Below are 13,975 nucleotides of genomic sequence, written 5' to 3' on the forward strand. Positions count from 1 at the left end.
CTCCTGCGCCTGCGGCGACTCGTTCAACTGAGCCTCCTCGAAGCCCCCGGCACCGGTTGGTGCCGGGGGCTTCGTCGTGTCCGGACCCGCTCCGGTCGTCGAGCAACCCGCCGTCGTTCAGTGCGCGGGCGTGCCTTCGCGGGCGCGCTTCGGTAGCAGCCAGGTGACGGCGAGGCTGACCAGGAACATCCCGATCGCGACCAGTACCGCGGTTTTGGTGGCGCCGAGGAACGCATGCGCCGGTAGCAGCTGGAAGAAGATCGTGCCGATCACCGCGACCCCGATCGCACCGCCGAACTGCTGCATCGCTGTCAGTACGCCGGACGCCGAACCCGCCGCCTGGTCGTCGATCGACGCCAGGATGATGTCGAAGAGCGGGGCGAACACCAGTCCGGCACCGATACCGGTCGCGAGGGTTGCCGGGACCTGGTTCCAGATCGTGGTCGCGTCGCCGTACGTGTGCAGGGTGAGCCACACGCCGCCCATCGCGACAGTCATCACCGCGACCCCGAGCTGCAGCGCCTTGCGCCCGAACTTCGGTGCAAGCAGGCCGCCGGACAGCGGTGCGCCGATCGCGATGCCGAGCGAGAACGGCACCATCGCAAGGCCGGCCTTCAGCGGGCTGTAGTGCAGACCGAGCTGGGTGAAGAGGTTGAAGACCAGCGTGAAGCCGGACATCGCGAGGAAGAACGTGGTGATGACGGCGAGGCCGGCGACGTACCCGCGGCTGCGGAACAGCGACGGGTCGATGACCGGGTTGCCGGAGCGGCGCTCACGCCAGACGAACAGTGCGAACACCCCGATGGACGCGACCATCATCGCGATCGACCAGGCCGGCCAGCCGAGCTCGCGGCCCTGGACCAGCGGGTAGATCAGCAGCCCGGACGCCAGGCTGACCAGTACGACGCCTGCGGTGTCGAGCCGGGACGCGCCGGGCGTCTTCACCTCGGGCATGAACCGGAGCGCGCCGACCAGGGCGGCGATGCCGATCGGGACGTTGATGAAGAAGATCATCCGCCAGCCGGCGTCGAACCAGTTCGCGTCGATCAGCACACCGGCGAGGATCGGGCCGGCGACTGCAGACAATCCCATCACCGGACCGAACATCGCGAACGCTTTGCCGATCTCTTCCGCCGGGAAGACCGCCTTCAGGATCGCGAACCCCTGCGGGATCATCACCGCGCCGAGCAGTCCCTGTGCGACCCGGCTGCCGATCAGCAGTTCCGGTGAGGTGGCGAACCCGCAGACCGCGGACGCGACCGTGAAGCCGACCGCTCCGATCAAGAACAGCCGCCGGCGACCGACCAGATCGCCGAGCCGGCCGAAGCTGATCAGCCCGATCGCGAAGGCGAGCGTGTAGCCGGCCAGCATCCACTGCATCGCGGACTCGGACCCGCCGAGCTCGGCCCGGATCGACGGCGCCGCAATGTTGACAATCGTCGCGTCGACAAGATCCATGATCTCTGCGATCAGCACGGTCGCGAGCACGATCCAGCGCCACTTGTACGGCGTACCGCTCGTCGCGTTGGAGGTGGTTATCGGGCCGACGGTGCCAGGTGCGGTCTTCGCGGTGGCTTGGGCGGCGTTGCTCGTGGCCGTGGAGGTGGCGGTCTGGGTGGCCGGTGGCTCCGGTGGGGTGGTGGTTGAGGTGCTCATCGGTGGCTCCTGGAGGACGTGGCGCGAACGGTGTTCGTTAACGAACACTGTTCTACTCACGAACACTGTTCCTGTCAAGTACGGTGTTCGCTACAGTGGTCCCATGACCCAGTCGCCCTGGCAGCCGATCAGCCCCGCGAAGCCCACCCGCACCCCGAAGGAACCGCTCACCCGGGACCGGATCGTCGACGCGGCCATGCACGTACTGGTCGATCAGGGGTACGACGCCGTCTCGATGCGCAAGGTCGCCCAGGTCCTCGGCACCGGACCCGCCTCGCTCTACGCCCACGTCGCGAACAAGAAGGAACTCGATCAACTCCTCGTCGACCGCGCGGCCTCGGACATGCGGCTCCCGGAGACAGCGGATCCGGAACGCTGGCAGGAGCAGTTGAAGGACGCGATGCGCGAGATGCTCCGCGTGATGCGCGCGAACCCCGGCGTCGCCCGGGCGGCGATCGGCCAGGTGCCGCTGGGGGAGCAGGCCCTGCTCAGCACCGAACGGTTCCTGGCCATCCTCAAGGCCGGGAATCTTCCCGACCAGGCAGCCGCGTGGGCGGTCGACCTGATCCCGCTCTACGTCACCGCGATCGCCTTCGAAGAGTCCGTCCAGGGCGCTTGGGCCTGGACCCCCGAAGACATCGAAAGCCTCGTCGGCGGCCTGCGCACGTACTTCGAGTCCCTCCCGGCTGACCGCTTTCCCTTCACCCTCGCCCTGGCCGGCGCCCTGACCTCCGGCACCACCGGCGACGAACGCTTCGAATTCGGCATAACCGTCATCACAGCAGGCCTAGCCGCCCTGGCCGAAAAGGCCTGACGCCCTCCGGCTCTCCGTGAGCGGCAGCTACTGCGGTCCGCCGGGAGGAGCTACCGCAGCCTCCAGGTCGGGTCGAGCATCGCCAGATCGGTCCGGCGCGCCGGGTATTTCGCCGCGCACCCGACCGCCCCAGCTCCGAGCGCCCCCGCCGGTCCGCGGGATGCCACCGCTGGTCCACCGCGAGCCTCCGCTGATCCACTCCGAGCGCCCGCCCGCGCCTCCGCTGATCCACTCCGACCGTCGGCCCGCGCCTCCGCCGGTCCATTGCGAGCGTCCGCCCGCGCCTCGGCCGGTCCGCCGGGTGCCACCGCTGGTCCACTGCGAGCGTCTGCGCGCGCCTCCGCTGGAACGTCCCGGGTTTCGCGCCAGTTTGGTTGAGCGTTCCGGCGAGGCCGTCGCGTGCTGCCGACGGCCTGTCCGTGTGTTACCGACTGGCAATTAGTAGTCGACTACGTGTGACTCCTTGCTGTTCACTAATGCACATGGTTAATGTTCGGATTGTCAACAAAACTACGACCTGGCCGTCAGTGTGTGCCGAAGGCGTGAGGTGGGCACCCGGGTGAGGCCGTGTGACGACAGGAGGACACCGTGGACGCCGAGACCCAACCGCCAGTCGGGCCCCAGCCGCTCAGGAACACACCCGTCGAGAGCCGGCCGCCCGTCAACAGTCCGGGCGGGGGCCGATCGCCAGGCGGAGGTGGTCCGTCAGGTGGAGGCGGTGCGTCCAGTGGCGGTCCGTCAGGTGGTGGCGGTGCGTCAGGTGGTGGAGGTGCGTCCGGGGGTGGCGGACGGTCGGGTGGTGGCGGTGCGTCAAGTGGTGGCGGTGCCTCCGGGGGTGGCGGTGCGTCCGGGGGTGGCGGGTGGTCGGGTGATTCGCGGGCTTCGGTTGATTCTGAGCCGCCGCCCGGCGTACTGAAGCGGGCGATCGCCGCATCGGCGATCGGGAACGCGACCGAGTGGTTCGACTACGGCATCTACGCCTATGGCGTGACCTACATCTCGGCAGCGATCTTCCCAGGCGACACCGAGAGCGCGACGCTGCTCGCATTGCTGACATTCGCCGTCTCGTTCCTGGTCCGGCCGCTTGGTGGTCTGGTCTGGGGGCCGTTGGGTGACCGACTCGGCCGCAAGCACGTGCTGGCGATCACGATCCTGATGATGTCCGGCGCGACGCTGCTCGCCGGCCTGGTCCCGTCGTACGACTCGATCGGACTGTGGGCGCCGACGCTGCTGGTCGTGCTCCGGATGATCCAGGGCTTCTCGACTGGTGGTGAGTACGGCGGTGCCGCGACCTTCATGGCCGAGTACGCCCCGAGTCGCAGGCGTGGATTCCTCGGCAGCTTCCTGGAGTTCGGAACGCTGGCCGGATTCTCCGCCGGTGCTCTGCTGATGCTGTTCTTCTCGCTGGTGCTCGGCGACGAGAAGATGCACGCGTGGGGCTGGCGCCTGCCGTTCCTGGTGGCCGCGCCGCTCGGCCTGGTCGGTGTCTACCTGCGGTCGCGTCTCGAGGACACGCCCGTCTTCCGCGAACTCGAGGCGAAGGGTCAGAAGGAAGAGCAGACAACGCACCAGTTCAGGGACCTGCTGGCCGGCTACTGGCGGCCGATCCTCCGGCTCGGTGGCATGGTCGTCGCCCTGAACGTCGTCAACTACACGCTGCTGACGTACATGCCGACGTACCTCGAGAGCGAGATCAAGCTCACCGCGGACGAGTCGCTGATCGTGCCGATCATCGGAATGTTGACAATGATGATCTTCCTGCCGTTCGCCGGCCGACTATCGGATCGGGTCGGCCGCAAGCCGCTGTGGTGGGTCTCGCTGGCCGGGTTGTTCGTCTTCGGGACGCCGATGTTCCTCCTGATGGGGACGAACATGCTCGGCGCGATCGTCGGCTTCGCGGTGCTCGGTCTGCTGTACGTCCCGCAGCTCGCGACGATCTCGGCGACCTTCCCGGCGATGTTCCCGACTCATGTCCGGTACGCCGGTTTCGCGATCGCCTACAACGTGTCAACCTCCTTGTTCGGAGGTACGGCGCCCGCCGTGAACGACTGGCTCACCGCGAAGACGGGCAACGCCCTGATGCCGGCGTACTACATGATGGCCGCCTGCATCATCGGCGCCATCGCCCTCGTCAAGGTCCCCGAAACCACCCGCTGTCCGCTCAACGGCACTGCCGTTCCAGGCACCGAAGGGGCGCCGCCCCCGGTCGCTCTGGAACCCGAGCCGGCGAGAGCCTGACTACTCGATCGGCTCCTGCAGTTCGGTGACCCAACCGTCCGGATCGTCCGGGCAGTCGAGGTAGAGCTCCCGCGCAGGCTCGCTGGACCGATGGCCGTTGTCGTCGATCCAGCGAGCCAGCGCCTGCCACGCGGGCAGCACTTGGTCGATCGGTCCGCGATGCACCAGCGTCGCCGCACGTACCGCGGGCAGGTCGATGACCTCCAGGCCGTTGAGGTTGCCCTCGGCATCGATCGCTGCCGGAACAGTCGCGCGGACGACGACTTCGTCCTCGGCCTGGTGGGAGCGTTCGTACAGACAGGTCAAGTGGCCGGATGGCCGGACGGCGGCCTGGGGGAGCCGGCGGCCGAGTTCGGCACAGAGCGGATGGACCACCGGGCTGATGTCCGCGGGCGTGAAGCTCGCGGCGGTGGTGGTCAGTCCGACCAGCCGGACGGCCGCCAGCTCCTTGATCACCACATCGGCGCTGGGGAGGTCAGTTTCGATGCCGCGCAGGCGTGACTCGACCTGCGCGAGCCGGGCGTAGCTCTCGGCAACAGTGGACTCAAGCTCCGCGCGTCGGATTGTCAACAATGCTTGCAGTTCGGTCGGGCTGATCTCGTCGGCGACCATTGTCCGTACCTGCTCGAGCGAGAACCCGAGATCCTTCAGAGCGACGATCCGGTTGAGGTCGGCGAGTTGCCCGGCGGTGTAGCTGCGATAGCCGCTCGCCGGATCGACGTACGCCGACCGCAGCAGTCCGATCGCGTCGTAGTGTCGCAACATGCGGATCGACACCCGTCCATGCCGCGCAAACTCTCCGATCGCGAACAATGTCCGACTCCTTCCGTGGTGACGTCAACCAGCCACAAGTTCGGCGAACGTGATCGCGGTGTCGTCCTCGTGCCACGGACCGATCACCTGTGCGCCGACCGGCAGCCCGTCCGGTGTCTGCCCGATCGGCATGCTGAGTGCGGGATGCCCGGTCAGTGAGGCGTGCGCGATCCAGAACACCTGGGCGTCGTACCGCTGCTCGCCGTACGACGTCGTGATGGTGCGTTCCTCGAACGGCCGGTCGTCATGGGGAAACGCCGCGGTGAAGCTGGCGGGGCACAGGAACACATCGACCTCCTCGAAGTACTGCTGCCACTTCATCCGCGCGCCCATTCTCCGCCGCTCCTGCTCGATCGCCTCGGCGAGACTCAGCGATGACGGCTCGCCGCCGTGCAGTGCGAAGAACAGTTCGACCTGCGATCCGAAGGCCTCGGCCTGGTCCCAAGGATCGACACCGTCGGGCCAGCCCTCGACGATCTTCGCACCGCTCCGGCCGATCCGATCGACCGTCGCCGACAGCACGTCGCCTACCTCACTCGACACCGGCGCGGCGGGATGGTCGGTCACCACGCCGACCCGGAAGTCCGCGAGCCGGCTGTGGCGCGATCGGGGCAGTTCCCAGGAGAACGGTGCGGCCGGGCCGCCGGTCACTCGCAGCGCTGTCCGCAGGTCGGCGGCCGATCGCGAGAGTGGTCCGATTGTCGACAAGTTCGGGAACTCGCTCGGCACTTCCGGCGGCCCCGGCACCTGGAAGCCTTGCTGCGGGACCAGCCCAACGGTCGGCTTCAGCCCATAGACACCGCAGTACGCCGCTGGCAGCCGGATCGACCCGACCAGATCCGACCCGTACTCCAGGTAGCTCAGGCCCGCGGCGAGCGCGGCCGCGCCGCCTCCGCTCGAGCCGCCTGGAGTGCGGGTGGGATCCGCTGGATTGTTCGTCCGCCCGTAGATCTCGTTCGTGGTCTGTCCGAAGTCCGCGAGCATCGTGTGGACATTGCTCTTGCCGACAATGATCGCGCCGGCCCGACTGAGCCGTTCCACCACGACCGCATCCTGATCCGCGACGTACTCCGCGAACGCCGGATTGCCCCAGGTCGTGTGAAGGCCCGCGACGTTGAAACACTCCTTGATCGTCATCGGTACGCCGTGCAGCGGACCGACCTCACGCTCGTCCGCAATCGCCGCATCAGCTGCATCCGCACTCCGCAGAGCGAACTCCGCCCTCGTCTCGACCACCGCGTTCACACTGTCGTCGTGCGCGATCCGCGCCAGCAGTTGCTCCGTGACCTCGCGCGACGTCACCTCACCGGCCCGAATCCGGCGGGCGATCTCGGTTGCTGTTGTCATCATGCGGATTGTCTACGGTCTGACACAGTGTCAGGGTCAACGGGAGGGTCAACCGACCGCACGCCCGTTGTGGAACACCGTCCGGATGCGGGACTCCAGCGACGTACAGCCCAGGTCCGTGCCGTCGATCAGCACCAGGTCTGCGCGCTTACCCGCGCAGATCTCGCCGCGGTCGTCCGAGAGCCCGAGCAGCCGGGCGGCGTCGATTGTTGCCGCGCGCAACGCTCCGGCATCGCCCAGGCCGGCCGCCGCCAGGTGCTCAAGCTCCCGCAGTACTTCGGTGTGCGGGCGTACTGGATTGTCGGTGCCCATCGCGATCGGCACCCCCGCATCGAGCGCGAGCCTGACCGACTTACGGTGCGCCTCCGGAGCGCCGTCGGGGGCACGCTCAGGATCTGGTTGGGTTGTCGACAATGTGGGCACGTAGTACGTGCCGGATGCAGCCATCGCCTCAACAGCGGCCTCGTCGAGGTACGTCCCGTGCTCGATACTCGCCGCGCCGGCCCGCGCCGCCACTTCGGCTGCCCGCGCGCCGTGGGCGTGCACCATGACCCGGCGATCGCCCTGCCGGCGTGCTTCGTCCACCAGCGCCGTCATCTCGTCGACAGTCAACTGGACGTCATGCACACCGGTCCCGAGCGCCAACGACCCGGTCGCAGTGAGCTTGATCCAGTCCGCTCCGGCCCGCACCATCCGCCGTACGACGGCCCGCGCTCCGTCCGCGCCGTCGAACACCGGGTCCGGCATCGACGGATCGCCGAAGTAGTCGACCGGCCCGAGGTCCGCTGCCCACAGATCGCCGATGCCGCCCGTCGTACACACCTGGCGGAGGCTGATCAGCACCTCAGGCCCCTCGATCCACCCGCGCTCGACTGCGAGCGGTACGCCGGCATCGGCTCCCCATGCATCGCGAATCGTGGTGATGCCAAGGCTCAGCAAGGTCCGGAGTACGGGTACGGCGGACAGCGGCCGAGTCGACTGTGGCAGGCCGTCCGCATCGCTCAGCATCTGCGTGAGACAGATGTGCGTGTGGCAGTCGATCAGCCCGGGCAGCAGCAACCCACCGGAACAGTCGACCTCCTCGTCCCCATCCAACCCTGATCCGACGTCGACAATCCGATCGTCGGCGAGTACGACGTCCGCCGCCCGCACATCACCAGACGCGACATCGAGCACGGATCCGGAATGGAGCAGCAGGCGACCAGTCACTCCCGAATCGTCGCAACCTCAAGGGCCGCTGGGAACGGCTCACCGCTGCCCGCATCGCGCTCAGGTGAGAGCGGTGCCTTGGAGGCCTGACTCCGAAAACCGGTCGCAAGTTCGATGACGGTCGTAGTAACTTGCCGCTCGGTCGAATTCGTTGCCGAGATCCGTGGAGCAGGAGAAGAGACGGTTGCATGAACGCCGAGACCGTTGCCACGCACGAGCGCACGCCCGGACCAGGACGTAGGCCGGTTGGTGGTCTGCTGCGGACGCGGAACTTCGGCTTGTTCTGGGTCGGCGAGTCAACCAGCGGATTCGGCTCGGCCATCACGACTGTGGCCCTGCCCCTCGTGGCGGTGACCACCCTCCACGCCGGCACCAGCATGGTGGCGCTACTGACAGCGGCGAACTGGGTGCCGTTTCTGGTGATCGGGCTTCCGGCCGGCGCGTGGGTCGACCGTTGGCCGCGTCGACGCGTTCTACTGGCCGCCGATCTCGTGTCGGCGGTGGTGCTGGCCGGTGTCCCGATCGCGGCGTGGACCGGAGTACTCACCATGGGCATGCTGCTGGCGGCAGCGCTGCTCGCCGGTATCGCCAAGGTGTTCTTCGACCTGGCGTACAACGCGTTTCTGCCCCATCTGCTGGCCTCCGAGGATCTGCTCGAGGGCAACTCCAAACTGCAGACCAGCGCCTCGGCGGCCGAGCTCGCCGGTCCGGGCCTGGGAGGGCTGTTGGCACAGGTGGCGGGCGCGGTCTGCGGGGTCCTCATCGACGCGCTGACGTTCCTGGTCTCGGCGATCTGCTTGGCGGGACTGCGAGTCGGGCCAGAGGCGCAGCGAGACCGGACCGGTGAGCTGGGCGTGTTCCGGCAGATCGCCGAGGGTTTCGGGTTCATCCGGCGCGAGAGTTTCCTGGTGGCCATGACGGCGATGGCGGCGATCGGCAACTTCGCGATGATGGGGTTGACCGCACTGCGGATTGTCTACCTGGTGCGTACAGAGGGCGCGAGTGCAGGCACCGTGGGATTGGTGATCGGTGCGAGCAGCGTCGGCGGCATCCTGGGCGCCGTGTTCGCGTCGCGGATTGTGCGGCGCTTCGGCAACGCGCGCGCTTACCTGGTAGCGAATCTCGCGATCGCGCCGTTCATCCTGCTCCTTCCGGCAGCCGGTCCCGGTTGGCGGCTGTCGCTGTTCGCGGCCGGATCTCTCGTGGTGCTGACCGGCTCCACAGTCTCGAATATCATCACCGCCACGTTCCGGGGCAACTACGTGCCCGTTCAGCTGCTCGGCCGGGTCACCGCGAGCTCTCGGTTCCTTGTCTTCGGCACAGGTCCGCTCGGCGCGGTGACCGGCGGAGCGTTGGCGACCGCCTTCGGAATCCGCACCGCCATGTGGGCGCTGGCTGTCCTGTTCGCCTGCACCCGCATGATCCCGCTGGCCACGCCAATCCGCACCTTGCGCGACTTCCCCGCCTACCGCGCCTGACAAGTGTGGGTCAGGTGGTGACGGCGGAGACTGCGTCGGACCAGATGGTGGCGGCTTCGTCGATCTCGTCCGGGGTGACGACGAGGGCGGGGATGAAGCGGACTACCTGGCTCCAGGCTCCGCAGGTCAGCAAGAGGAGTCCTCGGCGGGCGGCCTCTTGCTGTACGGCGGCTGCCGTGACCGGGTCGGGTTTGCCGTTGGCGTCACGGAACTCGTTGCCGACCATCAACCCGAGCCCACGCACGTCGGTGATCTGCTCGTGTTTGTCCGCCACCAGTTGCAAAGCCTGCTTGAGCTGAGCACCGCGCTCGGCCGAGTTCTGCACCAGGCCCTCGTCCTGGATCACGTCCAGCGTCGCCACCGCCGCCGCGCACGCGACCGCGTTCGCGCCGTACGTCCCGCCCTGCGAGCCGGGCCACGCCTTTTCCATCAACGCCGACGGGGCTGCGATGCCCGACAACGGGAAGCCGGACGCGAGCCCCTTCGCCGTGACCAGGATGTCCGGCTGCGAACCGAAGTGATCGCCACCCCAGAACTTCCCGGTCCGCCCGAATCCGGTCTGTACTTCGTCGACAACCAGCAGGATCCCGTGCTCGTCGGCGCGTTCCCGCAGGCCGGCGAAGAACCGCTCGTTCGCCGGGACGTAGCCGCCCTCACCGAGCACCGGTTCGACGAAGAAGGCGGCAGTGTCGGCCGGCGCACTCAAGGTCTGGAGGACGTAGTCGAGCTGGCTCAGCGCGAAGTCTGTCGCCTGCTCGACCGGCCAGCCGAAGTGGCCCGGGTCCGGGAACGGCGAGACGTGTACGCCGGCCATCAACGGACTGAAGCCGGACCGGAACTTCGTCCCGGAGGTCGTCATCGATGCCGCAGCAACGGTCCGGCCGTGGAAGCCGCCGTGGAACACGATGACGTTCGGCCGTGCGGTCGCCTGCCGGCTGAGGCGCAGCGCGGCTTCGATCGCCTCGCTGCCGGAGTTCGCGAAGAACATTCGGTCGAGGTGCTGGGGGAGGACCTCGCCGAGGCGGTCGACGAGTGTCAGTAGCGGCCGGTGCATCACGGTCGTGTACTGCGCGTGGATGATCTTGCCGACCTGCTCCTGGGCAGCCGCCACCACGCGGGGATGGCAGTGCCCGGTCGACGTCACGCCGATGCCGGCCGTGAAGTCGAGATACCGGCGGTCGTCCTCGTCGAACAGCTGCACGCCCTCACCGCGGGCGGCGACGACTCCGGTCGCCTGTTTCAGGATCTGCGAGAGCTCGGCCACGGACTTCCCCTCCAGATGTCGACTGGTAGATTGTCGACAATCAGCGTATCTCAGGTGTCGAAACCGGTGAAGGGGTGCGAATGACCGAGCGGAACGCAACCAACGCAATAGAAGCCGACCGGTATGCAACCGGGGCGGTGGTCGCCGGGCGTGGCGAGACCGGGGTCGTGGTCGCTGTGCGGCGTGAGGCCGGGGTGCCGGGCGGCGCGAGGGCGGAGCGGTGGTTGGTGAGCGGGATGGGGGCGGAGTGATGGATGGCGGGCGGGATGTGTCTGGCGACGAGGCTCGAGTCGTCGAGGCGGTTGAGAAGCGCCTCTTCATCGACGGCAAGTGGACCGATGCGGAGGGCGGTACGACGTTCGACGTGGTCGATCCGTCGACGGGCGAGGTGCTCTGTGCGGTAGCCGACGCGACACCGTCCGACGGGCGGGCCGCGCTCGAGGCGGCCGTCGCGGCGCAGCCGGCGTTCGCCAAGACATCACCCCGCGAACGTTCGGACATGCTGACGGCGGCGTACCAGCTGCTGATGGAGCGTGTCGACGATCTGGCGTTGCTGATGACGCTCGAGATGGGCAAGCCGCTCGCGGAGGCGCGCGGCGAGATCGCGTACGCGGCCGAGTTCTTCCGGCACTTCGCGGGCGAGGCGGTCCGGATCGACGGCGGGTACCAGACTGCCCCCGCCGGCAACGCCCGCTTCCTGATCACCAAGCAGCCGGTCGGCCCCTGCCTGCTCATCACCCCGTGGAACTTCCCGATGGCGATGGGCACCCGCAAGCTCGGCCCGGCGATCGCGGCCGGCTGCACGAGCGTGATCAAACCCGCGCACCAGACACCGCTGTCGATGCTCGCGCTGATGAGGATCCTCGCGGAGGCCGGCGTACCGGCAGGTGCGGTCAACTGCGTCACTGCGATGGACGCGGGCGGCGTGATGGAGCCGCTGATCAGGTCCGGGCTGGCTCGCAAGCTGTCGTTCACCGGCTCCACGCGGGTCGGGCGGGTCCTGCTGGAGCAGTGCGCCGAGAAGGTCCTGCGGACGTCCCTCGAACTCGGCGGCAACGCGCCGTTCCTGGTGTTCGAGGACGCGGATCTGGACGAGGCGGTCGATGGTGCGATCGCGGCCAAGATGCGCAACATGGGCGAGGCGTGTACGGCGGCCAACCGGATCTTCGTGCATGCCTCGGTCATCGACGAGTTCGGGCACCGTCTCGCGGCAAAGATGTCAGCGCTGACGGTTGGTCGCGGCACCGAGCCCGATGTCAAGGTCGGACCGCTGATCGACGAGGCCGGTCTCACCAAGGTCCAGTCGCTGGTCGCCGATGCAGTCGACCGCGGCGCCACCGTCCTCACCAGGGGAGAGGTTGCCCCGGGCAACGGTTACTTCTATCCGCCGACGGTGCTCACCGGCGTACCCCGGCATGCCGCGATGGCCGACCAGGAGATCTTCGGCCCGGTCGCGCCGCTGACGCCGTTCACGACGGACGACGAGGCGCTGGCGGCCGCCAACGACACCGAGTACGGCCTGGTCGCCTACGTGTTCACCAACGACCTCCGCCGCGCGCTCCGCATCGCAGAGTCCCTCGAGACCGGCATGGTCGGCCTCAACCAGGGCGTCGTCTCCAACCCCGCCGCCCCGTTCGGTGGCGTCAAGCAATCCGGCCTCGGCCGAGAGGGCGGCTCCGTCGGCATCGAGGAGTTCCTCGAGACCAAGTACATCGGCATCGCGATGCCCTGATCGCGAAGGAACCGGCCTCTACCGCGATGTGAGGCGAGCGATGGCGTCGTCCATGTGGGCGATGAGCAGATCGTCGGCGTGCAGACCATCGCCGTTGCGGATGGCTTCGGCCAGGCGCTCGTGCTCGCCGACGCGAACCTCGGACGTCGTGTAGGTCTCCTCGAGGGCGTGGATGCACATGCGGGTCTCGGTGATGTACGTCCGGTGCATCCGGGACAGCCGGGAGCTGCCGGCCAGCTCGACCAGGCGTTCGTGGAACGCGATGTCGAGCTCGCCGACGGCCGCCGGGTCGCCTTCGGCTGCGGCCATCTCGTGGACGATGGCGAGCAGTTGTTCGCCGGCGGCCTTGTGGTCGCCCAACATGATCTTGCGGGCGGCGGCGCGCTCGATCGCCTCGCGGGCCAGGTACATGTCCTGGACGTCGTCCGCGGTCATGTCGATCACGAACAGGCCGCGGTTGCGAATCGCGACCAGCAGCCCTTCCTGCGTCAGCCGCTGCATGCCCTCCCGCAGAGGTCCGCGGCTGACGCCGAGCTTGCGGGCGAGGTCCGCCTCGCCGAGCTGCGTGCCCGGCTTGAGCTCCCCGTGGCCGATGGCCTTGCGCAGTTTGTCGGCGATGATGCTCGGCGTCGACTCCTGGGCCAGCGGCTCGATGTAACTGGTCACACTTCCGTCCCCCTTGAGGCAAACAAACTTCCCAGACCTGGCAGAGAAGGTACCTGGCCGAGCAAGTCGAGTCCCTTCCAGACCGTCACCTGGTTCGCGGTCAGTACCGGCTTGCCGACCGCGGTCTCGAGATCGTCGACAATCTCCAGCGTGTGCATCGCGGTGTCCGGCACCAGGATCGCCTCGGCGTCCGGGTGGTCGGCGGCCTTCACCATCGCGATCACCCGGTCCGGCGCGAGCGTCCCGACCTCGGCCGCGGTGATGATTCCGTGGCTGCCCATCGACACCACTTCGACTCCGCCGCCGGTCAGGAATCGGACGAAGTGCTGCGCCACGTCCTCCGGGTACGACGCCGCCACCGCGACCCGCCGTACGCCGAGCGCGCGGCACGCGTCCACGAACGCGATCGAGGTGGAGGACGCCGGTACGCCGATGGCCTGGGCGACACCGGACGCCTGGTTGCGGGCGCCCTCGGCGCCGAAGACGAAACTGCCCGACGTACACGCCCACATCACCGCGTCCGGCTCTTCGGCCGCGAGCTCCGAGGCACCTTCGGCGAGCCGCTCGGCGCGGCCGAGGTCAAGCAGGGCGTCGATCCGGTGCGCGTCCTCGCCCACCGACGTGATCACGACCGGCAGCCGGACCGCACCGTCGAGCCGCGCCTCGAGCGCCGGGTAGTCGTCCTCCGCGCTGTGCCCGGGATAGAGCAGCCCCACCGTGACCATTCCGACCTCCTGGCTGACCCGCGTCGCAATAGG

Annotated in this window: 12 protein-coding genes; 5 read left to right on the forward strand and 7 right to left on the reverse strand. The window is 68.2% G+C overall.

Annotation, left to right across the window (positions count from 1 at the left end; genetic code table 11):
- Positions 1–117 precede the first annotated feature (117 nt).
- Positions 118–1,656, reverse strand: coding sequence for a DHA2 family efflux MFS transporter permease subunit (locus tag AB0I34_RS41135; RefSeq protein WP_360457082.1), 1,539 nt, complete (start codon positions 1,654–1,656; stop codon positions 118–120).
- A 103-nt stretch (positions 1,657–1,759) separates the two neighbouring features.
- Between AB0I34_RS41135 and AB0I34_RS41140 the strand changes: the two genes are divergently transcribed.
- Together AB0I34_RS41140 and AB0I34_RS41145 are read left to right on the forward strand one after the other, a co-directional pair.
- Positions 1,760–2,470: a TetR/AcrR family transcriptional regulator gene (locus AB0I34_RS41140; protein ID WP_360457085.1), complete on the forward strand. Its 711-nt coding sequence runs from the start codon at positions 1,760–1,762 to the stop codon at positions 2,468–2,470.
- Positions 2,471–3,382: 912 nt separating this feature from the next.
- Positions 3,383–4,708: an MFS transporter gene (locus tag AB0I34_RS41145; RefSeq protein WP_360457166.1), complete on the forward strand. Its 1,326-nt coding sequence runs from the start codon at positions 3,383–3,385 to the stop codon at positions 4,706–4,708.
- On the opposite strand, the gene AB0I34_RS41150 is transcribed toward AB0I34_RS41145, so the two are convergent.
- From AB0I34_RS41150 to AB0I34_RS41160, 3 genes are read right to left on the reverse strand one after another with little or no spacing between them, the layout of a single operon-like run.
- Complete coding sequence (locus AB0I34_RS41150; protein WP_360457088.1) at positions 4,709–5,521, reverse strand: MerR family transcriptional regulator; 813 nt, start codon at positions 5,519–5,521, stop codon at positions 4,709–4,711.
- A 24-nt stretch (positions 5,522–5,545) separates the two neighbouring features.
- Positions 5,546–6,868, reverse strand: coding sequence for an amidase family protein (locus AB0I34_RS41155; protein ID WP_360457091.1), 1,323 nt, complete (start codon positions 6,866–6,868; stop codon positions 5,546–5,548).
- Positions 6,869–6,916: 48 nt separating this feature from the next.
- Entirely contained in the window at positions 6,917–8,077 is a 1,161-nt protein-coding gene (locus AB0I34_RS41160; protein WP_360457094.1) for an amidohydrolase family protein, read from the reverse strand.
- 188 nt (positions 8,078–8,265) lie between these two features.
- Between AB0I34_RS41160 and AB0I34_RS41165 the strand changes: the two genes are divergently transcribed.
- Entirely contained in the window at positions 8,266–9,555 is a 1,290-nt protein-coding gene (locus tag AB0I34_RS41165) for an MFS transporter (protein ID WP_360457097.1), read from the forward strand.
- Between the two features lie 10 nt (positions 9,556–9,565).
- Here the strand turns inward: AB0I34_RS41165 and AB0I34_RS41170 are convergent, their stop codons facing one another.
- Positions 9,566–10,819, reverse strand: a complete 1,254-nt coding sequence (locus AB0I34_RS41170; protein ID WP_360457100.1) for an aspartate aminotransferase family protein — start codon at positions 10,817–10,819, stop codon at positions 9,566–9,568.
- 80 nt (positions 10,820–10,899) lie between these two features.
- On the opposite strand from AB0I34_RS41170, the gene AB0I34_RS41175 reads away from it, so the two are divergent.
- Together AB0I34_RS41175 and AB0I34_RS41180 are read left to right on the forward strand one after the other, a co-directional pair.
- A complete protein-coding gene (locus AB0I34_RS41175; RefSeq protein ID WP_360457102.1) occupies positions 10,900–11,070 on the forward strand; it encodes a hypothetical protein in 171 nt (56 codons plus the stop codon).
- Positions 11,070–12,551 carry an NAD-dependent succinate-semialdehyde dehydrogenase gene (locus tag AB0I34_RS41180; protein ID WP_360457105.1) on the forward strand — a complete coding sequence of 494 codons (1,482 nt, stop codon included), beginning with the start codon at positions 11,070–11,072 and terminating at the stop codon, positions 12,549–12,551. Before AB0I34_RS41175 ends, AB0I34_RS41180 begins: the two co-directional genes overlap by 1 nt.
- An 18-nt stretch (positions 12,552–12,569) precedes the next feature.
- On the opposite strand, the gene AB0I34_RS41185 is transcribed toward AB0I34_RS41180, so the two are convergent.
- Positions 12,570–13,217: a GntR family transcriptional regulator gene (locus tag AB0I34_RS41185; RefSeq protein WP_360457108.1), complete on the reverse strand. Its 648-nt coding sequence runs from the start codon at positions 13,215–13,217 to the stop codon at positions 12,570–12,572.
- Positions 13,214–13,942, reverse strand: coding sequence for a maleate cis-trans isomerase (locus AB0I34_RS41190; RefSeq protein ID WP_360457111.1), 729 nt, complete (start codon positions 13,940–13,942; stop codon positions 13,214–13,216). Before AB0I34_RS41190 ends, AB0I34_RS41185 begins: the two co-directional genes overlap by 4 nt.
- Between the last annotated feature and the right edge of the window lie 33 nt (positions 13,943–13,975).

The organism is Kribbella sp. NPDC050281, from assembly GCF_040655855.1.
In the GTDB taxonomy this organism is placed as follows: Bacteria; Actinomycetota; Actinomycetes; order Propionibacteriales; family Kribbellaceae; genus Kribbella.